Here is a 24340-nt window from a genome sequence, read left to right on the forward strand (position 1 = left end):
CGGAAGCCGTTACTTCCCGACAGGGAGCAATCTTTTGCGACATGGAAACCGTTGCTTCCGACCCAAAAGCCGTTACTTTCCGACCGGAAGCAATCTTTTGCGACATGGAAACCGTTGCTTCCGAATCAAAAGCCATTACTTACAGACAGGAAGCAATCACTTTCGGAACGGAAGCCGTTGCTTCCGACTCTAAAGCCGTCGCGTCCCGACCGGAAGTGATCGCTTGCGACGTGGAAACCGTTGCTTCCGACTCAAAAGCCGTCGCGTCCAGACCGAAAGCAATCACCTGCGACACGGAACCCGTTGCTTCCGACTCAAAAACCGTCGCGTCCAGACCAGAAGCGATCGTTTGCGATGTGGAAACCGTTGCTTCCCGCAGGGAAGCGAGAACTTGCGACGTGGAAACCGTCACCTCCGAACCAAAAGTGATTGCCTCCGAGCGGTATCCTGAAATTAAAAAGCCGTTATACAGCAATGTTACACGCATTTGACGCAATAGACTTGTTTATAGTTTATAATAAATCTAAATTAGCGGCGTTTTTAAGCGGTCGTTGTGAGGCAATTGGTTCGATTGGTTATTTCAAGAAAAAAGGTCTTGGTCACTGCATTGGCTATATTAATGGCCGTATATGTGCACGGACAGCCGGGCACATTGACCGGTATGGTAACCGATGAACAGGGAAATGTGCTTGTCGGCACATCGGTAACCATTGGCGGCGCGGTATCGCCGCAAATCACCGACCACGCAGGGCGATTTGCCTTCGCGAACCTTCCTTCCGGAAGCTACACGTTGCGAGTAACCCATGTGGGGTATGCCGAGTATATCGAAACCATCCGATTTGATGGTCGAAAAACCGAGCTCACCATCCGGCTATCCGCACAAGCAACCATACTCGAAGGGGCTACGGTAATTGGCAAAACCGAAACTCAACAGATCCGTGAACAAGCCATACGGGCGGTGGTGGTGGACACACGCGCCGTGGCCGAGCAGCCCACCACGCTGGCCGAGCTGATGAACCGGGCTCCGGGGATCCGCATCAGGCAGAGCGGGGGGTTGGGCAATGCGGTGGATGTTTCGGTCAATGGGTTCCAAGGAAATTCGGTACAGTACTTCAGGGATGGGATACCTTTGGAGTACCTCGGCGGTGGGTATGGGATTAATAATGTGCCATTGAATCTGCTCGAACGGATAGAAATCTACAAGGGGGTTATTCCGGTATCATTAGGTGGAGATGCCCTGGGAGGCGCAGTAAATCTGGTAACCCCGAAGCACACAGGCACACAGTTCAATGCCTCCTACGAAATCGCTTCCTTCAATACGCACATCGGTAACCTTTCTTTTTACCATACCGATAAGGAAAACCGGATATTTTTAGGCATTGATGCCTTCTATAACTATGCTGATAACGACTATAAAGCGGATGTAGAGGTCGTTGACGAAAACGCAAATCTCATTCCTGAAACGGTCAGACTCTTCCATAACGGTTACAAACATCACTTTGGTGAAGGCTATTTTGGGTTAAAAAACAGGACTTGGGCCGATGAACTCAAAGTATCCATAGCTGGCTATGGGATGCTAAGAGCGTCGCAGCATCCAGCCTTAATGACTAATCCTTATGGCGCAATCACCTTACGTAATCGCGGGATTGTACCTTCTGTACGTTATCGAAAAGCCATACTGGAAAACAAACTTTCGTTTGACCAGTTCGTATCCTACAGCATGGTCACAAGAAACCGTACCGATACTGTCCGGGGGACATATGATTGGTATGGTGAATTTACACCAAGAACCACCGATGATATCGGTGAAAGCCCGAATCCTTCGCTATCTGACATTGATTTGAGCAACGTTGTCTCACGGACTAACATTGCTTATCAAGTTGATAACACGAACACCATAGAAGCCAATCTAGTCATTAATTATAACCAGCGAATAGGAAGCGATCCTTATGGTTTCCGGTTTGCCGGAACAGACATTGACATACTTAGCAGGCGAGCTGTTTACAAAAAAAATATTGCCGGTATAACTTGGGAGTCTAAATGGCTCGCTGACAAATTGACCAATCAGTTATCGGTTAAGCATTTTAACTTTACATCCACGGGAATCAACGCCTTTTTGTCAAATGATACCGACCTCAGCAAATTTACCACCGCTACAGACCATAATTGGGGGGTCGGCAATGCGATCAAGTATGAGATTAACGAACATAGCATCTTACGCGCATCCGCGGAATTAACCAATAGGCTACCTAATGGCGATGAACTTTTTGGAAACAATGACACTCGCGCACCAAATTTTAACCTACAGCCTGAACGCAGTTTCAATGTCAATTTAGGTTATCGCTACGCATCCGAAAGCTATATGGTGGAGGTTGGCACATACTACCGAAAGACAAAGGGAATGATCTTACTTGTCCCTATCCAGTCGCCGTTTTCCCAATACCAAAACCTTGATAGCATAGCGGGCTATGGCTTCGACATCGATATGACCTACCGGCCAACCAAATTTTTAACCATCAACGCGAATACGACATGGCAGGATAACCGCATGGTTGATGTTGGATCGACCTTATATAAATGGATCGAAGGAACGCGTTTGCGCAATACCCCTTACTTTTTTGCTAACGTAGGATTAACAGGTCATTATTCCAATGTATTTACTAACCATGACCTATTAAAACCGTACGTCAACTTTAACTTCATTCGAGAGTTTTATCTAAATTACATTCCCCGTGATAAAGAACCGCAGGGTTTTCTTGGCATTTTCGGGAAATCGGCCGTTCCAATTAAAGATTTGGTCCCTGATCAAAGCCTCATCAGTGTTGGGGTCAATTATCTCCTACCGGTCAACAATGTGAGTTTTGGTGCCGAAATCAAAAACCTTGCTGACGCTAAATTGTACGATTACTACAAAGTACAGCGTCCGGGGAGAAGCTTCCACATAAAAGTAAATTATTACATCAAATCCATAAAAGGTTAAAACATGAAAAATAAAAAACACACCTTATTGGTCCTTTTCGCAACAAGTGTTTTTTTAGGCGCCTGTACGAAAGACAAAGACCCCAACCCTGACGGGGAGGGAACCTCAAAATATGTGCTGATGACGGTAGCCGACCGTAGCCAGCAAAACGGCGGTGGTTATATCAGCGCGTTTGACGAATTGCCCAGTGGAACCATTTCAAATGTAGTCGGTGGCAAAAGCCTTACCGGCAATCGCGGTATGGCAGGTTGGAGAACGTACGAAAACTGGATATTCAAAATGTCGCGTAGTTCGGATGCTACCCAAGGGATAGAAAAAATCGAAATCGCGAAGGATGGAACGGTGACTTCGGGTAAGTTCATATCCTCTAAAAATCCGACCGAGGCGGCAAAACGATTCGGTACCGGCAATTTTGTGATCACAAGTGAAACCGCTGGCTTCTATTGGGATGCCGCTGAACCGTTGAAGATTCAGAAATTCAATCCATCAACCATGGAAAATACAGGGTCTTTGGATTTTGCAAGCGTAGTTAATGAGCGGGGGGAAGCCGAAGCAGAAATAAACTTCAGGGCAATAGGTCAAAAGTTTTTAGCCGTAAAAGGCGGTAAACTTTTTGCCAACATTACCTATGGAAAGCTAGCGACGACACAAGCCGGCTTTTTTGACGACTTTTTCCCGGACATTTATATAGCGGTAATCGACGTGGCCACCGGCAATTATGAAAAAACCATCAAAATCGAAGATGCGGGCAGCATCACTTACATCAACGATAACCAGATGTATGACTTTGATACCAATGGAGACTTATATATCGTTACACAGGGCAAACAACCCCAAGGGCTGGGTACAAAATCAAAAATTGTAAGAATCAAAGCTAACCAGACAGATATTGACAACACTTGGACACTGAACTTTTCGGATTTCCGTTCTACCGACGACGGAAAATTCGTTGGTGTTTTTGCCAAGGATAGCAAGCTGATTGTAACGCTTAACACGGTACCGCTAGTTGGTGGTCCATCAGGGAATATCAATTCTGCTGATATCTGGAAATTTTACGCCGTTGATGTGGCGTCTAAAAATTTCACCGAAATCACTGGAATCCCAGTAGGTATCAACCCTGGGGCAGCTATGGCTGTGACTGAGGTCGATGGAAAAATTCTATTACGAGGTGCTTCGAATAACGGTGATGCCAATGGGTACTACGAATACAACGCCTCCTCAAACACAGCGACCGAATTGTTTAAGGTGAATGAAGGTGGTGCCTTATCCGGATTTTACAAACTACAGCTGAATTAATGGCTTTTCGGTCGCTACGATACATCATGCTGGCACTATGCGTACCTTGTATTGGTCTCGCGCAGCATACGCTTACTGTTCGGGTGACAGCCATACCGGAATTTCATGCCGGTGATCCCATCTACATCACCGGCAACTTCAACCGCTGGAACCCCGCAGAAGAGACCATGATCCTGCAAAAGCAGCCCGATGGCACCTACGGCATCAGCGTGTTGCTAGAAAACGTGCCGAGCGACCGGCTCGAATTTAAATTCACCCGTGGCTCCTGGCCAACCTCCGAATGTACGGCCGATGGCCGGCTGGTGGGGCCCCGGCTAGCCACGCTGGATCGAGACACCACCGTTGTATGCCATATCGAAGGCTGGCGGGATGATTTTCCAGCATCTACTGCGTCACCCAACGTGCACCTGCTCGATTCGGCGTTTTACATACCACAGCTCGGCAGGCACCGCACGATCTGGATCTACCTACCAGCTGATTACGAAACGTCCGGTAAGCGGTACCCGGTGCTCTACATGCAGGACGGCCAGCACCTTTTCGATGAAGCAACGTCACAAGGGCGCATCGGACCCATCGAATGGGGCGTTGATGAGGTCGTTGACTCCGCGACATCAAAATGCATCGTCGTGGCCATCAACCACCAAACTGATTACAAAGACCGCGTTCCGGAATTTTATTTCCGGCCCAACGAAGACTATCCCTCCGTAGAGGGTCCGCAATACCTGGCCTTCATTGCGGAGACCCTGAAACCTTACGTCGATGCGCACTACCGGACGTTGCCCGATAAGGCCCATACGGCACTAGCCGGCAGTTCCATGGGTGGACTTATCACCTTCTATGGAGGGCTGGCTTACCCCGAAGTCTTCGGCACACTGGGCGTCTTCTCCCCTTCCATCTGGCTGGATCATGGCAATATTGAAAACGAACTGACTATACTGACAAACATAGCAAACATCCATACACAACGGTACTACTTCTACGCCGGTACCAGCGAAAACCGTCTCAAGCTCGACAGTACGTTCGTCCACATGAATGACGACGTGCAACGGGCCATCGGCCTGCTTCGGAACGCTGCCGATCCCGAAATCGAGCTTTCGGTCCGCGAGGAAGGAAGGCACGGTGCGCTGTATTGGCGCGAGGCTTTCCCCGCTTTTTACCGGTGGTTCATAGCAGGTACCCGACAGGCTGTCCATTAACACTATGTTTCATTTTAAATTAGCATCCATATGCATCACTCCAAATTCAATCAACTGCTTTCCAAAGCAAGCGTAGTGGCACTAACTGCTGCCGCTGGTATCGGGCTTTCACATGCCCAAACCCTGTCAACTTCGGCCAAGGTAGGCGGCGGACTTTACGAAATCGTGGTAGACCACAGCGACGGCGCCGTATACGTGGCATCTACCGGCCAACGGGACGTCCTCGGGCCCTACATCTACAAACTTGATCCGGAGACATTGGCCGCCGTTGACAGTATCGCCCTAGGCGATATACCCGGCTTCGGCTTGGGTATCAACCAAAAGACCCGTACCCTATACACCTCCAATACACGGTCCAACTCGGTCCACGCGATCGACCTTAAAACCGGCAAGCTGCTTGCCACCATCAGCAATGGCGCGGAAAAAAGCCACACCCGGGAAATCGTTGTGGACGAGAAAAACAACAAGGCCTACGTATCCGATGTGGGTGACCCCAGCGCCATCTGGGTAATCGACGGGAAAACGCATCAATACTTGTACTCCCTTGAAAATGCAGGCAAAACGGCAACCGGCTTGGCCATCGATAGCAAGAAAGGGTTGCTGTACGTTACTGCCATGGGCGACAACGAAGTGCTGGTGTACAACACCAAAACACGGGAGAAAGTAACCTCCTTCCCTTCGGGCTCTAAAAGCCCCATCAACATTGCCCTCGACCAAAAGGGTAACCGCCTGTTTATCACGGATTCGAAAAACAGCGTACTCACTGTATTGAACGCATCGACGGGTGAACTGTTGCAAAAAATTACGGTGGGCGAAAACCCCATTGGAGTCAGCTTCGATGGAAAACGCAATCGGATCTATACCGCCAACAGGCAGGGTAAATCGCTCACCGTGATCGATGGGAGCACCTATGAAATCGTCAAAGAAATCCCCACCAACGGGCTATCGAATACCGTAGCGGTCAATCCGAAGACGGGTGCCGCATACGTAACCAACAAGCAGGTAGGCACCCGCGTGCGGGAAGGGCAGACACCCCCCACCCCACTGCCCAATGGCGATACGGTAAGCTTGATTACTTTCTAATATTGACTTTTAACTTAAAAAAGCCATGAACACAAAACACACATCCCGAAAATTCACTGCTTTCGCGCTGGCCGCCATGGGCGTCGCCGGTCTCTCAGCCAACACTGCATCGGCGCAGCAACTGGTAAAAACTGAAAAAATCGGCATTAACTCCAACGTGTACCAGCCCGTTTACAATCCGAAAGACGGTTTCGTATACGTATCGGGTGCCGGAGAGCAAGGCAGCACGGGCAAGGTCTACAAAATCGATGCTAAGACTCTCCGGACCGTAGATAGCATCGCTGTACCGGAATCTGCACCGATGGGATTGGGCATCAGCGTGAATACCCAGACCCTGTATGCCACCAACAGCCGCTCCGGTATCGTTACAGCCATCGACTTGGCCACGGGGAAACAGACCCACATCAAGGCCGACGCAGAGGGCCGTGCACCCCGCGAAATCCGCGTGGATGAAAGCCGCGATCTCGTGTATGCCAGCAGCGTGCGCGGCGGCGGTCTATGGGTCATCGATGCCAAGACCAATAAATTCCTGAAGTTCTACGGAGACCTGGGACGTGCAATTACCGGGCACTATGTCGACGAGAAAAACAACATCATCTACGCTACTGCCATGGGCGAAAATGAAGTCGTCGTGGTAGATGGTGCAACGGGCAAGGTGCTGAAAAAATTCGCTGCCCATGGCGAACGGCCTACCAACGTACATCACGACGCGAAAGGGAATCGCCTATTCGTAGCCAATCAAGCGACCGAAAACATCACCGTGCTGGATGCCGAAACGGGCGAGCTCATAAAAGCCATCCCCACCGGCAAGGGTGCATTGGGTGTAAACCATGATCCCAAGCGCGGAAAGATCTACATCGCGAACCGTCATGGACGTACGGTAAACGTGATTGACGACAAATCGCTTGAAGTGATCAAGACATTTGAAATCGGCGCTTTGCCTAATACCGTAGCCATCAACCATAAAACAGGTGATGTTTACGTAACTAACAAACAAGCGGTACGCGAGCGGGGTGAAAATGCACCTGAACCCGTACCGGCGCCCAACGCAGACTCCATTAGTTTGATTAAGCTTTAAATCATGGTAAAACACCCAATAATCCGAAAAGTGGCAGCCCTCCTTCTGGGGGTTGCCTGCTTTTTGCAACTTCAGGCCCAACCCATCACCGTAACCGACGTGGTAGGCCGCGAAGTGACCATCCCACAACCGGCCAAGCGGGTCATCCTCGGTGAGGGTCGCCAGCTAATCACCCTAAGCCTGCTTGTGCCCGACCCGGTGGCAATTACCGCGGGCTGGACGGGCGACTTTTCTAAGTCGGGTGGACTGCTGTACGAAACCTATCGCAAGCAATTCCCTGCACTGGACAACATCCCGCTCATCGGCACCTCGGGGAAAGAAACCGTCTCTACCGAACAGATCATCTCGCTGAAACCCGACCTGGCCATCTTCGGCGCGGGCTCGCACGGGCCCGATGCAAAATCGGCTGATATCATCCGCCAGCTCGAAGCTGCCGGTATCCCCATCGTATTCATAGACTTCCGGTTGCACCCCTTCAAAAATACCGTGCCGAGCATGGAGCTGCTGGGCAAGGTGCTGGGCCGCGAAGCCCAGGCCAACGCGTACGTAGCATTCTACAACCGCCGCATGAACCATATCCAGGGCATCCTGGCCAGGCAGCAAAACCTGAAACGCCCTAAGGTGTACATGGAGATGATCCGTGGCACTGCGCCTCCAGGTTCGCCCGGTAAGGGCAACCTAGGTGAGTATATCGAGTTCGTCGGTGGCAACAACATCGGCACCATCCTTCCGGGCGAAGTGGGTACGCTCAACATGGAGTACGTTATTAGCGAACAACCCGATATATATGTCGCTACCGGCATCGCCAAGCCCGGCGAAGACGGGTTGGTCATCGGTCAGGGTATATCCACCTACCAGACGCAAGAAAGTCTGGCCAATTTGATAGCGCGCCCCGTGGTAAGTCCACTTAATGCCATCAAAGAAAAAAAAGTATATGCCATGTGGCACCTTTTTTACGACTCGCCGCTCAACATCGCCGCTGTTGAGGCGCTCGCCAAATGGACGCATCCCGAGCTATTCGGCAAGCTTCAGCCGCATGGAGTGCTCAAGGAAATAAACGAACGGTTTTTGGCGATACCATTAAAAGGTGTTTACTTTGCGGAGTTGAAAAAATAGGGATGGCAAGTTGACTCTGAATACGGAAGAAATTGAACAAGGATACCGGCGGCAGTTCACCAAACGCATCGGCTTACTCTGTACGTTGGGTTGTGCTACCGTAGTATCCTTTCTGCTTGATATGGCCGTAGGGCCTTCCATGCTGGATTTTGGGCGTGTGTTGCAGGCTGTGTTTTCGCCCGAAACGGTAGAGCTGTCTGAAAGCGTCATCGTATGGGAAGTGCGTATGCCCTATGCCATCATGGCCCTGTTGGTGGGGGCTTCGTTATCACTGGCCGGATGCGAAATGCAGACGGTGATGAATAACGCCATGGCCAGCCCCTTTACACTCGGTATTTCTGCCGCCTCGTCGTTTGGTGCCGCTTTGGCCATCGTGCTTGGCATCAGTTTACCCGGCATAGCGGGCGATTGGATGATCGTGGTCAATGCATTTATTTTCGCTTTCGGTGCCACGCTGCTGCTGCAAACCTTATCCACCGTCCGCAGTGCCGGCCCGCAGGGTCTCGTGCTTTTCGGCATCGCCCTGGTCTTCATGTTCAACGCGCTCACCGGGGTCATGCAGTATATGGCCAGTGCAGAGGCTTTGCAGCAATTTGTCTTTTGGACACTGGGGTCGCTATCCAAAGCCAATTGGGAAAACATACCGTTGCTCTTTGGTCTTGTTGTGCTCATCGCCCCGTTTTCATTTGCCTCGGCATGGCAGCTCACTGCGCTCCGACTGGGAGAAGACAGTGCCCGCAGTTTCGGCGTGAACGTGCGGCGTCTGCGGTTCCTGTCATTGCTGCGCATCAGCCTGCTTACCGCAGGCGCGGTAGCCTTTGCTGGCATCATCGGTTTTATCGGCTTGGTGGGACCGCATATCGCCAAACTGCTCGTCGGAGAGGACCACCGTTTTTCGTTGCCGGCAAGTGTATTGTCCGGAGCGCTGATCATGTCGGTAGCCTCCATCCTGAGCAAGTTGCTTGTAGCAGGAGCCATCGTTCCTGTCGGCATTGTCACCTCGCTTATTGGGGTGCCGGTGTTCGTGGCCTTGATTCTAAAAAAAAACAGACGTTAGCCTATGTCGAACCTCCAGATCAACGCTATCAAAGTAGGCTATCCCGGAAAGAAAGTGATCGATGGCCTAACCCTCCCGCACTTTCAAAGTGGCGAGGTTACGGTACTTATAGGGCCGAACGGTGCAGGTAAATCGACCCTCTTAAGAGGCATCGCCGGCCTGCTGAAGATCTCGGGATCGGTAATGTACGATGGGGTCGACCTGACCTCGTTATCTGCCCAGCGGCGGGCTGCATTCGTCAGTTTCATGCCGCAGACGGTCCCTACAGACATCAACCTATCCGTTATCGAAGCGGTTATCAGCGCACTGAAGGCATCACCTATGGACGCTGCTGCAGCCAATAACAGCGCCCTGCACGAGAGGGCCATTTTTGTGCTGAAGCGTATCGGGATAGCCCACCTTGCCCTTGAACCGCTCAGCCAGCTTTCCGGAGGCCAGCGGCAGTTGGCCAGCCTAGCCCGCAGCGTGGTACGCGAACCAAAAGTGCTGCTGCTCGATGAACCGACCAGTGCCCTGGACTTGAAGCACCAGTTGAAAGTGATGCGGCTGGCCCGTTCCTTTGCCGAAGACGGACGCATCGTCATCATGGTACTGCACGACCTCAACCTCGCCCTGCGTTGGGCTGATCGGGTAGTGGTGATGCATCGCGGCGCACTTGCCAGCCAAGGCAACCCCATGGAAGCGGTAACCCCAGCGGTAATTGAATCGGTTTATGGCGTGCGCATCCGCGTGGAGCGCTGCAGCCAGGGCAAGCCCAACCTGATTGTGGATGGGGAATGTTAATTGACAAAGAAAGCGCATCAAACATGAAACAATCAACAACGAAAATCGCCACCTTTGCAGCCAGTCAATACATCGGCAAGCTTTGCCGCCATTTCCGGCATAAAATAACGACGGAATATACACCGACCACCGGACTCGCGACCTTCCCTTTCGGTCTTTGCCGTATGACGGCCACCCCTACCCACCTTACATTTGATATCCTGTCGGATAGCACTGAAGACATGGAAAAAATCAAGGGAGTACTCATACGTCACCTAGAAAAATTCGCTTACAAAGAACAGTTGGTCGTTGAGTGGCAAAACACGGAAGGGAACGGCTAAGCGATCATTCGTCCACGCCACTACCCAACAATACCTTCGCCCGGCTTACTGCTTGTTCGATATTGCTGTGAATATTGTGTCTTCCGACTAACCGGTAAATGCCTGCATGGAGCAACTCCTTTCGTACATCCCGGTTAGCACCCGAAAGAAGCACCAAAACATCTTTAGACTGCATATCGCGACAAATCGCAGCGAGACTGCTAACCCCTGACGCGTCAATGAATGGAACATTACGCAGACGAAGAATCAGTACTTTAGGCCGCGGACTGATATTGCTCACCACATCCTGGAACTTACGCGACGCACCAAAAAAAAGTGGGCCATTGATCTCGTACATCATTATGCCTGTTGGAATATCCGGAAGTTCTTCTTCAAACAGCGATTCGGTCATAGCCGCACCCTTACCGTCATTTGCGAGGTTGGTAGCAAGCTTAATCGCCGTGGCCTCGCTCATGCGCTTCATGAAAATGAAACTTGATAGGATCATTCCCACCTCAATGGCGATGATCAAATCAAAGAATACGGTTAAGGTAAAAGTGGTAAGCATCACGAGAACATCCATACGGTTACTTCGCATCAACCTAAAAAACTGATTCCATTCGCCCATATGCCATGCTACCACGACCAATATGCCTGCCAAGCACGCAAGCGGAATCAATTTCGCCACTGGCGCAAACAGTAACATAATCAACAAAAGCATCACTGCGTGAACCATTCCCGCCACTGGCGTGCGCCCTCCGTTTTTGATATTTGTAGCTGTACGCGCAATTGCGCCGGTTGCCGGTATACCACCGAACAGACCAGAAAACACATTAGCCGTTCCCTGCGCTACCAGTTCCATATTCGAACGGTGCCTCCCCCCCGTCATGCCATCGGCCACGACCGCCGACAACAAAGACTCGATGGCACCCAACAACGCGATGGCGATAGCGGGCTGTATCAACGTTTTCAGTGTAGCAAAATCGATATCCGGAATAGCCGGTGCCGGAATCGTGCGCGGAATTTCACCATACCGGCTCTCGATAGTCTCTAAGGGTATACCCAAGAAGTAAACGAGCGACGTGGACAGCAGTATGGCCACGATGGAACCCGGCACCCTTTTGCTTACCCGAGAAAAAGACATAGCAATGAATACGGTAGCCAAACCAACTGCAGCGGTCGGCCAATGCACTTCCTTAAGGTGATGGGCATAAACTTGCCATTGGTGTACAAAGTCAGCAGGAACATCTTCTATCGCCAACCCAAGCAAGTCCTTAACCTGCGAAGAAAAAATGATCACTGCAATGCCACTGGTGAATCCAACAATAAGCGGATAAGGTACAAATTTGAGGTAATTACCCAGCCTACCCAATCCCATCCCGATTAAAAGTACTCCCGCCATCATGGTCGCAATGATCAACCCACTCACACCGTGCTGCTGCACCACCCCGTACACAATCACGATGAATGCTCCGGTAGGGCCGCCGATTTGTACACGGCTTCCCCCCAAAACCGAGATGATGAACCCCGCTACTACTGCCGTTACCAACCCCTTATCCGGCGATACACCCGAAGCGATCGCAAAAGCGATCGCCAAAGGCAAAGCAACAATTCCTACAATCACCCCGGCAACCGCGTCTTTCATCAACTGCTGCCTTGTAATCCCCGATTTCAGCAGGGAAAAAAACTTGGGTGTAAACTGTGACGATTTCATTGTAATCAACTTTTAAGCCCTTGATGGAAATTAGGAGGGGCGGCAACTTAGACACGCGCAAATCTAACCTTCTTTTTCCTCATTTGCCACTTCTCCATAAATAATAACGCATGAGGGTGCCGGGTAAATTCCAAGGGCTCTAAACAATAGGCTAACCAGTTAATAATTAGCCGATAGTCACTACAATATTGTCCTCCGTCCGACTCCATAGCTAAGCTCAATCTCATAGGCCAGCACTTTTTTCGGCACCCTCCAAATACGGCCCATTTTTACACCTTTTCCCTCTTACGATACCGCACCTTTGTGGTGTGCATGTACGAGAGTTATAAACTAAATTGTTGAACGCCAAAAAAATGAAATCAAATGGCAAAACCAATTTTTACGACCGCTCGAAAGAGGCTCCCGCATTCGAAACGGCTATCCTCCAATGCTACAACGAAATCCACGACCGCGCCTGGGATTTGCTGCAACGTGTCCGGCGTGGTCGCAAGCTCGTTCCCGGCATCCAATTCCGTATAGAAGGTGTGGAGCACTTGTTTGACCTGGCCAAATACAAGTTTGATCACCTGAAACGCATGATTCCTACCAATCCGGTACGCGACACTGTATACGGACAGCTGAAATCATTGATTGCCAACATAAACGATGAACTAAACCAACTGGTACCGGAGCTGATCGACGAAACCGGCGTATTTCTGGATTATGAAAAATACAGTATGGAACAGGACCAGTGGATGGAAGACATCGCCTTTCCGCAGTTCAGTCAAATCATTTCAAACCACGAAGATTGCTCGGTAGACATGGTCTTTTTCGACCTTGATCTCGAAGACTTCAGGTATGCTTTAGGCTTCGTGAAAAATCAGGAAGGCCTTTACCTGGACGAAATGGGTGCCGTAGTAGATGATTACACGGTGTTCAATGAAAAAATAGAACAGTTTTTCGAACAATTGGCCGACTTTGATGAACAACTGTTATACTGACGTATTACAGCCCTTCGTCGCTGAAAACCAAGCTACGCCGATGGGCAAATATCTCAGACGGCACGATTCCGTACTACCAGATTTACATAAGGTATAGCTTCCTATAATTTATTCCAACCCAGTGGCTCCGATACCGCTGGGTTGTGCACGTTGTCAGCAACAAAGAACTCAACATTACGCGTAGCCGGCCCACTATACAACCCTTTATCAATTAGCAACCTATCTACATCGACAGCGACAATAGGCGGTCGGGAATCCGACGACTTACTTCCAAACTGAAAGCCAATGAGCGATATATTCTTCGCATGGCGGATGAAAAGCAGCGAAGAAGGTAGATTCGCCCATACAGTAGGCTGCGGATAACCACGCTCGTCTTCTATCACATGGATGTGGCTCTGGATATAATCGTCCGGCCGAAGTCCGCCTCGGTTAAAAAACTGCACATTGCTCAACTGGACGTTCTCGATATAATGGCCAGGAATGGCTGTAATTGAACTGGAAAAATTGCCTGTATTATAAGCCACTAAATTGCTGATGGAAATGTTACGCATACTTCCAACCGGCGGTGTAGGTACATCTTCCATATACTTCCTTGCTCGGTTGCCCAACCGGATATACAGCGGGCATTCCGTACCCTCAATGGTAATGTTGTTTATGGTGACACCTTCCATGGTTCCTCCGTCCACGATTTCCAACGATATGCCAGTGATGCCATGGCGTGGCGTATCAAATACCGGACGTGCTTTACTCCTGCTAGGTTTCACCACGCAATTGCTGATGCTGATGTTGCGGAATCCTCCGGTAGATTCCGTACCGGCCTTGATGGCATTGCAAAAGCTAGACACCACACAATTGGTAATCACGACATCTTCGGTTGGTGCCGGCCCCGTACTCTTAAGTGTGATACCATCGTCATCTGAATCGATGATGGAATTGGATACCACTACCCTTCGGCAACCGTCTATATCGATGCCGTCATTGTTGCGGTTTGAATGGTTGTACACTTCAATCCGGTCAATGAGCAGGTCTTCGCAATCGAGGTAATGCTGATTCCACATCCCTGAATTGCGCATCCTGACACCTTCCACACGAACACCTTTGCACGAGATGAAAAGGATATTCCGCGGCCGACCATCAAGGTCACCACCGAATAATGCGGGGTCCGGTTGTTGCTTGGCACCGTTGCCATCAATCGTACCCTTGCCTGTGATAGCGATATTTTGGGCTTCCAGGGCATACACCAGTGCAAACCAACCCCCTTTGTCTTTTAGGGAACGATACGTCGGCTGAGGTTGCCGGGGGAAATCCGCTCGATCGGTGCTTGCAAGGAGGACCGATCCCGTGGCCAAATGCAGCTCAACATTGCTAAGCAACGTAATCGTCCCGCTCAGAAATGTTCCGGGCGGGATAACCACCTGTCCCCCGCCTTGGGCCGCACAAGTGGATATAGCTTCATTGATGGCCGCCGTATTGACGGTAAAACCATCGTTCACAGCACCGAAGTCGACGATATTGTAAATAATAGGCGAAGCAGCTAAACGACCGGAAAGCGTAGCCGCTATCGCCATAAAGGTTATTATTAATTTCTTGAACATATTCAATATCACAACGGCAGACTAAAATGTAATCGGGTTTCCCAATGCGGCGGTAAATGTTTTCCCTTCAACGGTCACGGTATACCCCTGCATATTAGCCTCGATCGCAATCTCTTTCCCGCGGATCTTCAATCCCTCCAGCCGGATTTCTGGCGAAAAAGAAGGTACCGTCGGATTTACGGTAATACTGCCATCCCACCCCACCTTCACGCCAAACAAACCGAAAATAAACGTCTGTGCACCAGTACATGCGTCAAAGTCACTTTGTAGCGGACTATCTTCCCGATAGCCCATATAGTTGGCTACCTTAGAATCTCCCCAATACGGCATCCGCTCGCCCCACCAGAGATGGCGGGATAACAAATCATCTGCCTCCTCAGTGAATCCAGCGTTATACAGCCGCTGACAGATTAATGGCGGAAAGGCCACGTAACTCCCGCCCCCTCCGTGGTCTATATCAACCTGGTCATAAGCCGGATCAAGTTTTGAAATACTATGGATACCGTAATCACCCAGGAACTCTTGCTCATTCAGGTGCGACAACAACCCCTGTTCTACTTCTTCATCAAACACACCCGTGCCGATAAGCGTGTACATGAAGTTCGTGTACCGGATATCCTTCTTACCGTCATACCGAAAATAAAACCACTTGTCCTTTTCGCTCCACAATTCACGTTTCAACAGATCTTTCAGCGCTTCGGCACGTGTAAGCAGTGGCTCCATGGGCTTTCCTATCAGCTTCGTCAATTCATACGCACGGATATACGTTAAGTACCGCAACGCATTCACATCGGGCATCACACCACGGTAAGGATATCCACGCCGCAGCTCCAAGTGGTTTTCGCCATCATGGCCATAGTCCACCAGTGTGATTTTTTTATTGAGTTCGTCACCGAATAGCGCGTTTTGTAGCATGTGATCATAAACAGTCCTGCCTTCTACCACCTCATCAAGGAATGCCACATCGCCCGTATGGAGTATATAATAGTAAATCAACTCCACGATCTTATCCTGATTCACCTGGTACCAGACCCCTCCTCCTTGGCCCGTCATCGGCTCAAAGAGGTAATGTTTGGTCATGTCCACTTTGAGGAACTGCTTGATATGACTCGCTGAAGCCTGCGAATCATAGAGCGGAAAAATCTGCGCCGGAAGTCCGAACTCCCACAAGTAATTGCCAACACAGCCACCAATGACCCCACCACTACCATAATAGGGCTGCAAGATAAATTCTGGCACGTCCCATTTATTGGTTAATAACGTCACCAAAGAACGGTAGTAATAGTCTTCCAGTCGCTTGTCACTCGCGGAAAAGCGAGGCAATTTCTCAAACATGTCTCCAACCTGCTGTATATGTGCCACTTTCGCTTGATGGATAGCCAGCGCAGGTTTTTTTAAGATGGCCGATACGGCTTCCCCAGTAATCTCGGGGCCTCCAATTTCCACCACGATATGGAATGTCATATCCCTTCCCGTCGGGACGGTGATCTTGGTGTCCCAGCGGGAACCGAGTTCAAACCAATCCAATCCGGGAATATCGGTGGCGATAACCATGCGTCCGGACGCATTTGACTTAACCAGCCTGCTTGCTTCTGACAAATTTGTCGTTTTGCCTTCCGCCGTTGGACGGTGAAACTCCCAACGCCCCACGTGGTCCAAACCACCTTGTACATGAAACTGAATGGGCATCAGGATATCTTCCTCCGTCTGATTCCGGAATGTCATGGCAATCAATGCAGCCCGATTTCCGTAGGGCAATACGGTAAGTGTTTGCACGGAAATACCATTGATATCCCCCTCGCGTTGCACTTCGAACGGATACCAGCGGTAACTGGAAGCAGGGACCTTTTCGCCAAAAAGGCGGGTTTCCAACAAAAAATCGGAACTGGCATAAGGCGGCGCAAAAAGCCCGCTGATCGTGCCGATGTCACTATGATGGACACGGGTGGTAATTTTCCCGTTGATGATGCCGAAATTTTCTTCGGCCATGATGTTCCGCTTGCCATCAAGTGCAAATAATTCCAATGGATCGTAAGTTTGCGCATATGCATGGGGCTGGCCCAGAACTACCGATGCCACACACAGCATCAGCATGTATATTAAATAACGGTTACAAAAGACTTTCATGTATCCTTAAAGTTTGTATGGTTAATTATTGAACTTCTTCCTCCATTGTTTTCCCTTTTGTCTCGGGAAGGTATTTCCAGATAAAAATAAACGTCGGGAGCGTAATTACCGCCAGTAGCCAAAAGGTAGCTGACTCGCCAAGGTACTCCATACTGACGGGGAAAAGTTGGGCAATGATCCAATTGGCGCCAAAGAGTGAAAATGTAGCTAACGCCATCGCCTGTCCCCTTACCTTAGTGGGAAATAGTTCCGCCATCACGATCCAAGGGATAGGGCCCATGGAAAACGCAAAACAGGCAACGAAGCAAGCGATAGCGACCAGCAGTCCCGTTTCCGAAAACGCATCATCTGTAAATAGATAGCCAATCAACAGCAAGGTAATACAAATACCAGCATTGCCAGCGAATAACAATGGCCTACGACCCAAGGTATCCACTTTCCACATTGCCAATAACGTAAACACGACCAGCACTACCCCGAACACCAGCTGTCCGCCGAGTGAATCCATGAAAGAAAACCCTGCCCTTTCCAAAATAAGCGGCCCATAATGTAGCACCAGGTCGATGCCGCTCAACTGTGACACAATGGCCAAATACAGAGCGATGAAGGTGGTCATTCGTAATGGGGGTTTAAACAAACCACCTACGGAAATGGTTGTCCCTGCCATCGTCGACCGGCTCAGTTGCATTTCTTTTTGAGCCATCTGACTTCCATTGAGTTTCCGTAAAATGTTGAAAGCCGCCGAATCCCGTTGGATTAGCATCAGGAAACGAGGGCTTTCCGGCATAAATACCAACAGCAACAGGAATACCAGGGAAGGAATCGCTGCCGCACCCAACATCATCCGCCATATCTCCACCGGTGCAAATAGCGAAGCTAGCGCATGGACCTGGTCTGACACCATGCTACCGATAAAATTGTTGGAGAAGTAAGCCACCAGGATTCCGATGGTCAGGGCAAATTGGTTAAGTGCAACCATGCGGCCGCGGATGGCTACCGGAGCTACTTCGGCAATATACAAAGGAGAAACCATCGCAGCCATGCCGACAGCCACCCCTGCCACCAGCCGGAAACAAATGAACATAACGAAAGTATCCGAAACCGCTGACCCGATGGACGACATGAAGAACAGGATACCTACCCAAACTAACGTAGGTTTCCGGCCAAATCGATCAGCAGAATAACCCGACAGCAATGCACCTACCACACTGCCCAATACCACCGAGCTAACCAGCCAGCCCTGGAAAACCGGCTGAGATGCCAAATCGAAATACTGAATAAGTGGACTAAGCGCGCCGGAAATAACCGCCGTGTCAAATCCGAATAAAAAGCCGCCTAAAGCTGCTACACTAGCAAGAAACCAAACATATACCAATCGCTTCATCAATCTACTTCATATTTAGCCACAGCCTCCATGTTTAGCGCAATCCCCAAACCGGGCTTGTCCGGTAGCATAATCACACCATCCACCATGCGGATCGGGTCGTTTACCAGCTCAATACGCAGGGCCGAATCGCACATTTCCGCAGGTAGAAATTCAATCATGGGGCAGTTTGGTGTAGCAAAGGCCAAATGGGCGGTAGCCGCTATTCCGATTCCGGATTTCCAACAATGCGGCACAATCAAACGCCCACGGTCCTGCGCCATGTGGCATACGCGGATGGCCTCCGTGAGTCCACCCACCCTGCCCACATCCGGTTGCGCTACATCCACCCTGCCTTTGTCCAGCAGATCGATAAATTCAAACCGTGTATTCTGCCATTCGCCGGCAGCAATGCGCATCGGGGCCTCCTGTGCCAACAAAGCGTAGCCTTCCAAATTATCAATCTGCAACGGTGTCTCCAAAAAGTAAATATCCAAATCCTCCCACTTCTGTATCGTCCGCAGTGCCGAGCGGGCATCATACCAGAGGTACTGCACATCCACCATGATCCGCATATCCGGCCCTACCGCGCGGCGGCATGAGCGGATGATATCAGTCATATCTTCATCGCTGCCCTGTAGCCCCGTATGATTATAAGGGCCGGCGAGTGTACACTCGATTTTGGCTGCCGTGTATCCGTAATCCTTTGCCCGCTTGATCCAAGCAATGAGCGAATCCCCATAGGCGGTAACGGAGTCGCCGTAAGGTTGCAACGAAGCATACGGGATAATGGTCTCTTTGCTCGCTCCGCCAAGCAGCTTGTACACCGGTAGGCCCAGCGCCTTCCCTTTGATGTCCCACAGAGCCATGTCAATGGCGCCCATGGCACAGATCACCGCTCCCCTGCGGCCGCTCATGCAGGTATATGTATATAATTTCTCCCAAATGGCTGCGGTATCGAACGGATCCATACCAATCAGCAGGTCCCGCATCCCCATGGCCATGGAATGGCTGCCGGGAGCTTCAATGGCGGCCTTGGCCAGCCAAGGCCCTGTATCGGTCTCACCGACGCCACATATACCCTCATCCGTATGTACGATCACCACCAGATCATCCTGCGAAGAAGACGTAGCATCTTCTTTCAAGCCAGGGATCTTCAAAATCTTGCATTCAATATTCGTTATCTTCATCTAAAATAGTTAATAGCTTGTTTTCAAATTCTTGCAATGTACTCGGGCTTGCCCTCAATATCTTGGGCGATACGATAAACGCTACCGCCCCTACTGGATGAAAAATCATGACCAATAGGAGCAAGTGGTGTTTCCCAATATTGGGCAGCTGAGGTGACAAAAATGTCCTTCCAAAACGGGCCGCCGAACGTTAGCGAACTGATTTGTGCAACGGGAAGATCGATGGTACGCTCAAGCTTCCCCGTTGGATCATATCGCGACAATCCGCCACCGAACCATTTCGCAACCCAAAGAAACCCTTCCCGGTCTACCGTCATCCCATCCGGCAGCCCCTCGTCCTTTTTTAGCTTGATGAGCACCCGCTTGTTCTTAATATTACCGGATTCAATGTCATAATCGTATACATAAATGACGCGCAATACCGTATCCACGAGATAAAATTGGTCGCACGACGGACTGAATCCCATCCCATTGCTTAAATGCAACCCTTCTTCCATGATGACACAACTGCCATCAAGGTCGATTCGGAACAGGTATCCGGTATCGTAGTCTTCTCCTTCTCGAAAAGCCTCCTGGCCGCCAAACACACGCCCTCGGGGATCGGCAATGATGTCGTTTATATCTACTACGGATGCTTCACCGCAATGATTGCACACCAACCGGGGTACGCTACCTTTGTTCCAATGGAAGAACCCGTCTCGTCCGCCGAAAACGATTCCTCCCGATTCATGCAGGGCCAATGAGGCTGCGTGATAACTGTCAAGTACCCGTTCCGGAACTTCAGCATCAAATCCTTTGGCATAAATGGCTTCGCCGCCACAATCCGCCCAATAAAGCCTACCGCTGACAGTGTCCCACACCGGACCTTCACCGCAAAGCAGGGCTTGGTCTGCAAATCGTTGTATTAATGTTGCCATGGCTTATTGTTTCATCAAGCGCTATGTACCCTCAATGCAGAGTCCGATCCCACCATCCACCCGATAGGTTTGCCCCGTGGCAAAACTCGCTTTGTCGCTGGCCAAGAAAGTGATGAAATTAGCCACCTCATCCGGCGTGGCGATCCGCTTCAGAAGATGGATATTGCGTGTTTCTTCAAGGATAGCTTCTTTGTCCGTAAAACTTTCGATGTCTTTTTCCAGCATAGGTGTCCACACAGCGCCGGGGCACACCGCCACACACCGTATTTTCGGGGCAAAATCAATCGCAATGGAACGCGTCAAGCCATGGAGGGCTTCCTTGCTGGCTGCATAGGCAGCAACATTGCGTTGCGAGACAAATCCCTGAACACTGCCCACGTTGACAATGACGGGATGAGTGGCCTGCTGCATCAATGGGATTGCATATTTGGCACAGAGGTAAACACTTTTTAAATTGATGTTCATCGTAAAGTCCCAAACATCCTCTCCTGTATGCACCACGTCGCCATAGGTCTGTACCCCCGCATTATTCACCAATATGTCAACCGGCCCAAGATGCGTCGAGATTCGATCAAACGTATTTCTAATAGCTGCATGGTCGGCCAGTTCGCAGCGGAAAAACGATAAGGCCTCCGGATATTTGGCCAATTCATTTTCCAGTTTTGTAGCATCCCTGCCAATGACGGCTACCTTGGCCCCTGCTGTTACCAATTGTAAAGCCGCTGCTTTGCCGATGCCGGATGTCCCCCCTGTTACGATGGCAGTTTTGCCTTTAAATGATATAACCATTATGACCTCGCTAGTTGAAATTAAATGTCAATTGAATCATTAGCCGCCCACCGGAATAACGTGGAGCATCGAATAATGCCGGATTGGCCTGAGGCCCCAACCGGGTTGCCTCCATAAATTTATCTCCCATACCATTGATTGTATGCAGGAAGGAAATATCGCCCTCAGGATAAACCATTCTTACATGTTCCGGCTTTTCGGGTTCCTCCGGCGTGAATAAACGAAGGAAAATATCGTTGCTATGCACATGAACCGTAAAGTCGGGCACGTCCCGGCCGCCGATACGCGCCCAGTATGTATTTGCATGATAACCCTTGAATTCCGGATAAATATAGCCTGATTCACCTGTCACGGTATTGTTATAGTCTTTTTCCCAAACACCAAAACGCGCTCCCTTCATCCGGTTTTTATACACCCGATATGGACCGTTTCCTAACCATTTTGCGCTGGCCACCTGATCTTCGGGATACGTAAAGGTGATACCCGTAAACATACTTAAACGCTCCGGTTTATACAAAACTTCTAAATCCAGCAGTCCATTGCTTTTAACTGTCCACCTGTATTCGTCCCCGTTCCTCAGCGTAACATGGACGACCTCGCCATCGGCTTGGGCAAATTGCCGCACCTGTGCAATTTCTGTACTACTCCCGAGCAATACCGGACCATTGGCCAGCGGAATATACTTTCCAGCTTTCAATACGCTGGTCAATCTGCCTTGCCCTTTGCTAAAAGTATAGCTAAGTGTCCCGGTATGCACCTGCCAGCCGTCATTGGTCTCTTGTACCAAAGGACCAGCGCTTGGGGTGTCCCGAATAAGTTCAGATGCTTTTTCGGACGCCGTCTTCAACGGCCAACTATACGTATTGATCAATCGGCCGTGGGGGTCGGTCACACGGATGCGTAGCGCGTCCATTTCGCGCCAATCAAGCGGCAGATTCAGTTGCAATACGCCACGATGTCCCGGTTGTACATATACCGCCAACACCTCGGTTTCCATAACCGCTTCATCCACCGGTTCATCCGGAGAGGAAACCTTCGCCCATTCAGCCACGAAACGACAGGCACTGAGGTCTGTGAAATGGAATCTATTTTCCACGCGTAAACGCCCGTCAAATGCCGGCGTGATATAACGTTTTTCGAAATAAACCGGAGACCACACCTCTTTGATGGTATAAAAACTCCCTTCTTTTTCGTGATAAGGCCCGACGATTCCGTCCGGGGCCTCATTGCCATAGGTATCCAATTCGTTATTCCTATCGGCTCGCTCCACAGCCTCGTCAGCAAATACCCATAAGAAGCCACCGGCGCAAAGCGGGTCATACCACATCCGATGCCAGTAGTCTTCCAACCCGGCTCCATGACCACCGTCATACAGGCCATGCAGGAACTCGGTAGGCATAAAGATCTTGCGCCTACTGTAGCCATCGTTAGCCAGGTAATGATAATCCATGTAGTGGTACGTATTGAATGGACCGAAATCCTGCCAAGGATGCAATACCTGGCGTTGTTGAATATCCAATTCAGCAAAGACATCATCTAAGTTGGTATTCCAGCCGCCTTCATTGCCGTTGTCCCACAGGATGATGCTGGGATGATTGACATCCCTCGCAATCATCTCGGCAAGAAGTTTTCTACCTACCTTATCGTCATACGGGGGATGTTGCCATCCGGCCAGTTCGTCCAACACAAAAAGACCGAGGGAATCGCATACCTCCAAGAAGTGCTTATCCGGCGGATAATGCGACATCCGCACGGCGTTCATGTTCATGTCCTTAATTAAATTGACGGCCTCGATACTCAGTGCTTTGGAAGATGTCCGGCCAAATTTAGGATGAAAGGTATGTCGGTTCACACCTTTCAGTTTTACCTTGGTCCCATTAACGTATATGCCATCATTTTCCCTTATTTCTACCGTTCGGAAGCCGATTTTTTCGTCATATTGATGGATAAGCTGCCCAGCCTTGTCCAGCAAACGGAAAGTAGCCCGATAAAGGTTGGGATACTCCGGCGTCCATGCGTTGGGTCCGGCTACTTCCCCGAGTATCATTGTGACCCCGAGGATGGTGTCTGCCTTCAATACAGTTATTTCCGTACCCTCAGCGCCCGCTATATGCACATCTACGTGACCAACCTGTTCCGGATTGGAAATATAAACAGCTGCATTGAACTGACCGTCTGCCTTGGCGTCGACAGCAACGCGTTCGATATATGTGTCGGGTTTTACTTCGAGGTATACAGGACGGAAAATACCCCCGAACACCCAATAATCTGCATCCCGCTCCGCTTGATTCACACTCTTGTTGTCCGAATGCTTCTTTACAAAAACCTCCAGCGTATTGATGCCCCCGTAGTTCAGCAATGACGAAACATTGTACTTGAACCGATAAAATGCCCCTTGATGAACGGGTCCTGCCAACTTTCCGTTGATTTTCACCTCGGCATCGGTCATCACCCCTTCGAACACGATGTGGATGGCTTTTCCTTTCCATTCCGCAGGGACTTCAAATCCACGGCGGTAGTGACCGGTTTCGTAAAACCGGTCGCCCGAGCCATAACCGTAATAGTATCCCCCAAATCCCTCTTGTTCCCAGCAGGAAGGCACAGGTATGGTGGCCCATTTACCGCTATTCCTTCCTTTTGAACAGTAAAACTCCCAATCCACACGATCATCCGCACCTGTTCCCGACAGGTATACAATGTCGGTGGCCGACTGAGTATATCCAGCGGAAAGTCCGCCCAACAATATTAATAAGACAAATATGCACCTCATAAGCAGC

The 24340-nt window shown here is 50.1% G+C and carries 19 protein-coding genes; 10 read left to right on the forward strand and 9 right to left on the reverse strand.

Annotated features, from left to right (window positions below):
- Window positions 1-139: 139 nt before the first annotated feature.
- A complete protein-coding gene (locus ACEVG1_RS00715) occupies window positions 140-487 on the reverse strand; it encodes a hypothetical protein (RefSeq protein ID WP_374741606.1) in 348 nt (115 codons plus the stop codon).
- 120 nt (window positions 488-607) lie between these two features.
- On the opposite strand from ACEVG1_RS00715, the gene ACEVG1_RS00720 reads away from it, so the two are divergent.
- The 9 genes from ACEVG1_RS00720 to ACEVG1_RS00760 are packed head-to-tail and all read left to right on the forward strand — an operon-like array spanning window position 608 to window position 10909.
- On the forward strand, window positions 608-2980 hold the full coding sequence (locus ACEVG1_RS00720) for a TonB-dependent receptor domain-containing protein (RefSeq protein WP_374741607.1): 2373 nt from the start codon (window positions 608-610) through the stop codon (window positions 2978-2980).
- A 3-nt stretch (window positions 2981-2983) separates the two neighbouring features.
- Window positions 2984-4276, forward strand: coding sequence for a hypothetical protein (locus ACEVG1_RS00725; RefSeq protein WP_374741608.1), 1293 nt, complete (start codon window positions 2984-2986; stop codon window positions 4274-4276).
- A 26-nt stretch (window positions 4277-4302) separates the two neighbouring features.
- On the forward strand, window positions 4303-5472 hold the full coding sequence (locus ACEVG1_RS00730; RefSeq protein WP_374741609.1) for an alpha/beta hydrolase: 1170 nt from the start codon (window positions 4303-4305) through the stop codon (window positions 5470-5472).
- A 30-nt stretch (window positions 5473-5502) separates the two neighbouring features.
- On the forward strand, window positions 5503-6555 hold the full coding sequence (locus ACEVG1_RS00735; protein WP_374741610.1) for a YncE family protein: 1053 nt from the start codon (window positions 5503-5505) through the stop codon (window positions 6553-6555).
- 25 nt (window positions 6556-6580) lie between these two features.
- A complete protein-coding gene (locus tag ACEVG1_RS00740; protein ID WP_374741611.1) occupies window positions 6581-7633 on the forward strand; it encodes a PQQ-binding-like beta-propeller repeat protein in 1053 nt (350 codons plus the stop codon).
- 30 nt (window positions 7634-7663) lie between these two features.
- On the forward strand, window positions 7664-8749 hold the full coding sequence (locus ACEVG1_RS00745) for an ABC transporter substrate-binding protein (protein WP_374741612.1): 1086 nt from the start codon (window positions 7664-7666) through the stop codon (window positions 8747-8749).
- A 10-nt stretch (window positions 8750-8759) separates the two neighbouring features.
- Window positions 8760-9806: a FecCD family ABC transporter permease gene (locus ACEVG1_RS00750; RefSeq protein WP_374741613.1), complete on the forward strand. Its 1047-nt coding sequence runs from the start codon at window positions 8760-8762 to the stop codon at window positions 9804-9806.
- 3 nt (window positions 9807-9809) lie between these two features.
- Window positions 9810-10589 (forward strand): ABC transporter ATP-binding protein, encoded by a 780-nt coding sequence (locus tag ACEVG1_RS00755; protein WP_374741614.1) that lies wholly within the window; start codon window positions 9810-9812, stop codon window positions 10587-10589.
- Between the two features lie 23 nt (window positions 10590-10612).
- Window positions 10613-10909: a DUF2218 domain-containing protein gene (locus ACEVG1_RS00760; RefSeq protein ID WP_374741615.1), complete on the forward strand. Its 297-nt coding sequence runs from the start codon at window positions 10613-10615 to the stop codon at window positions 10907-10909.
- Window positions 10910-10913: 4 nt separating this feature from the next.
- Here the strand turns inward: ACEVG1_RS00760 and ACEVG1_RS00765 are convergent, their stop codons facing one another.
- Window positions 10914-12602, reverse strand: coding sequence for a SulP family inorganic anion transporter (locus tag ACEVG1_RS00765; RefSeq protein WP_374741617.1), 1689 nt, complete (start codon window positions 12600-12602; stop codon window positions 10914-10916).
- A gap of 353 nt (window positions 12603-12955) precedes the next feature.
- On the opposite strand from ACEVG1_RS00765, the gene ACEVG1_RS00770 reads away from it, so the two are divergent.
- Window positions 12956-13582: a hypothetical protein gene (locus tag ACEVG1_RS00770; protein ID WP_374741618.1), complete on the forward strand. Its 627-nt coding sequence runs from the start codon at window positions 12956-12958 to the stop codon at window positions 13580-13582.
- 101 nt (window positions 13583-13683) lie between these two features.
- On the opposite strand, the gene ACEVG1_RS00775 is transcribed toward ACEVG1_RS00770, so the two are convergent.
- The 7 genes from ACEVG1_RS00775 to ACEVG1_RS00805 form a co-directional block, all read right to left on the reverse strand.
- Complete coding sequence (locus ACEVG1_RS00775) at window positions 13684-15150, reverse strand: glycoside hydrolase family 28 protein (RefSeq protein ID WP_374741619.1); 1467 nt, start codon at window positions 15148-15150, stop codon at window positions 13684-13686.
- A 48-nt stretch (window positions 15151-15198) separates the two neighbouring features.
- Window positions 15199-17256 carry a hypothetical protein gene (locus ACEVG1_RS00780; RefSeq protein WP_374741620.1) on the reverse strand — a complete coding sequence of 686 codons (2058 nt, stop codon included), beginning with the start codon at window positions 17254-17256 and terminating at the stop codon, window positions 15199-15201.
- Between the two features lie 73 nt (window positions 17257-17329).
- The gene (locus tag ACEVG1_RS00785; protein WP_374741621.1) at window positions 17330-18688 is read right to left on the reverse strand and encodes a sugar porter family MFS transporter; all 1359 of its coding nucleotides are present in this window, start codon (window positions 18686-18688) and stop codon (window positions 17330-17332) included.
- Window positions 18688-19857: a mandelate racemase/muconate lactonizing enzyme family protein gene (locus ACEVG1_RS00790; protein ID WP_374741622.1), complete on the reverse strand. Its 1170-nt coding sequence runs from the start codon at window positions 19855-19857 to the stop codon at window positions 18688-18690. Before ACEVG1_RS00790 ends, ACEVG1_RS00785 begins: the two co-directional genes overlap by 1 nt.
- A 23-nt stretch (window positions 19858-19880) precedes the next feature.
- Window positions 19881-20774 carry an SMP-30/gluconolactonase/LRE family protein gene (locus tag ACEVG1_RS00795; protein ID WP_374741623.1) on the reverse strand — a complete coding sequence of 298 codons (894 nt, stop codon included), beginning with the start codon at window positions 20772-20774 and terminating at the stop codon, window positions 19881-19883.
- A gap of 21 nt (window positions 20775-20795) precedes the next feature.
- Entirely contained in the window at window positions 20796-21563 is a 768-nt protein-coding gene (locus ACEVG1_RS00800) for an SDR family NAD(P)-dependent oxidoreductase (protein WP_374741624.1), read from the reverse strand.
- 10 nt (window positions 21564-21573) lie between these two features.
- Window positions 21574-24333 (reverse strand): glycoside hydrolase family 2 TIM barrel-domain containing protein, encoded by a 2760-nt coding sequence (locus ACEVG1_RS00805; RefSeq protein ID WP_374741625.1) that lies wholly within the window; start codon window positions 24331-24333, stop codon window positions 21574-21576.
- Window positions 24334-24340 lie beyond the last annotated feature (7 nt).

Source organism: Parapedobacter sp. 2B3 (assembly GCF_041925275.1).
In the GTDB taxonomy this organism is placed as follows: Bacteria; Bacteroidota; Bacteroidia; order Sphingobacteriales; family Sphingobacteriaceae; genus Parapedobacter; species Parapedobacter pyrenivorans_A.

Bases quoted from the DNA above. Each gene is read 5' to 3' on its own strand.
- ACEVG1_RS00715 (WP_374741606.1), bottom strand. From the start codon at position 487: ATGCGTGTAACATTGCTGTATAACGGCTTTTTAATTTCAGGATACCGC.
- ACEVG1_RS00725 (WP_374741608.1), top strand. From the start codon at position 2,984: ATGAAAAATAAAAAACACACCTTATTGGTCCTTTTCGCAACAAGTGTT.
- ACEVG1_RS00730 (WP_374741609.1), top strand. From the start codon at position 4,303: ATGCTGGCACTATGCGTACCTTGTATTGGTCTCGCGCAGCATACGCTT.
- ACEVG1_RS00735 (WP_374741610.1), top strand. From the start codon at position 5,503: ATGCATCACTCCAAATTCAATCAACTGCTTTCCAAAGCAAGCGTAGTG.
- ACEVG1_RS00740 (WP_374741611.1), top strand. From the start codon at position 6,581: ATGAACACAAAACACACATCCCGAAAATTCACTGCTTTCGCGCTGGCC.
- ACEVG1_RS00755 (WP_374741614.1), top strand. From the start codon at position 9,810: ATGTCGAACCTCCAGATCAACGCTATCAAAGTAGGCTATCCCGGAAAG.
- ACEVG1_RS00760 (WP_374741615.1), top strand. From the start codon at position 10,613: ATGAAACAATCAACAACGAAAATCGCCACCTTTGCAGCCAGTCAATAC.
- ACEVG1_RS00765 (WP_374741617.1), bottom strand. From the start codon at position 12,602: ATGAAATCGTCACAGTTTACACCCAAGTTTTTTTCCCTGCTGAAATCG.
- ACEVG1_RS00770 (WP_374741618.1), top strand. From the start codon at position 12,956: ATGAAATCAAATGGCAAAACCAATTTTTACGACCGCTCGAAAGAGGCT.
- ACEVG1_RS00775 (WP_374741619.1), bottom strand. From the start codon at position 15,150: ATGGCGATAGCGGCTACGCTTTCCGGTCGTTTAGCTGCTTCGCCTATT.
- ACEVG1_RS00785 (WP_374741621.1), bottom strand. From the start codon at position 18,688: ATGAAGCGATTGGTATATGTTTGGTTTCTTGCTAGTGTAGCAGCTTTA.
- ACEVG1_RS00790 (WP_374741622.1), bottom strand. From the start codon at position 19,857: ATGAAGATAACGAATATTGAATGCAAGATTTTGAAGATCCCTGGCTTG.
- ACEVG1_RS00795 (WP_374741623.1), bottom strand. From the start codon at position 20,774: ATGGCAACATTAATACAACGATTTGCAGACCAAGCCCTGCTTTGCGGT.
- ACEVG1_RS00800 (WP_374741624.1), bottom strand. From the start codon at position 21,563: ATGGTTATATCATTTAAAGGCAAAACTGCCATCGTAACAGGGGGGACA.
- ACEVG1_RS00805 (WP_374741625.1), bottom strand. From the start codon at position 24,333: ATGAGGTGCATATTTGTCTTATTAATATTGTTGGGCGGACTTTCCGCT.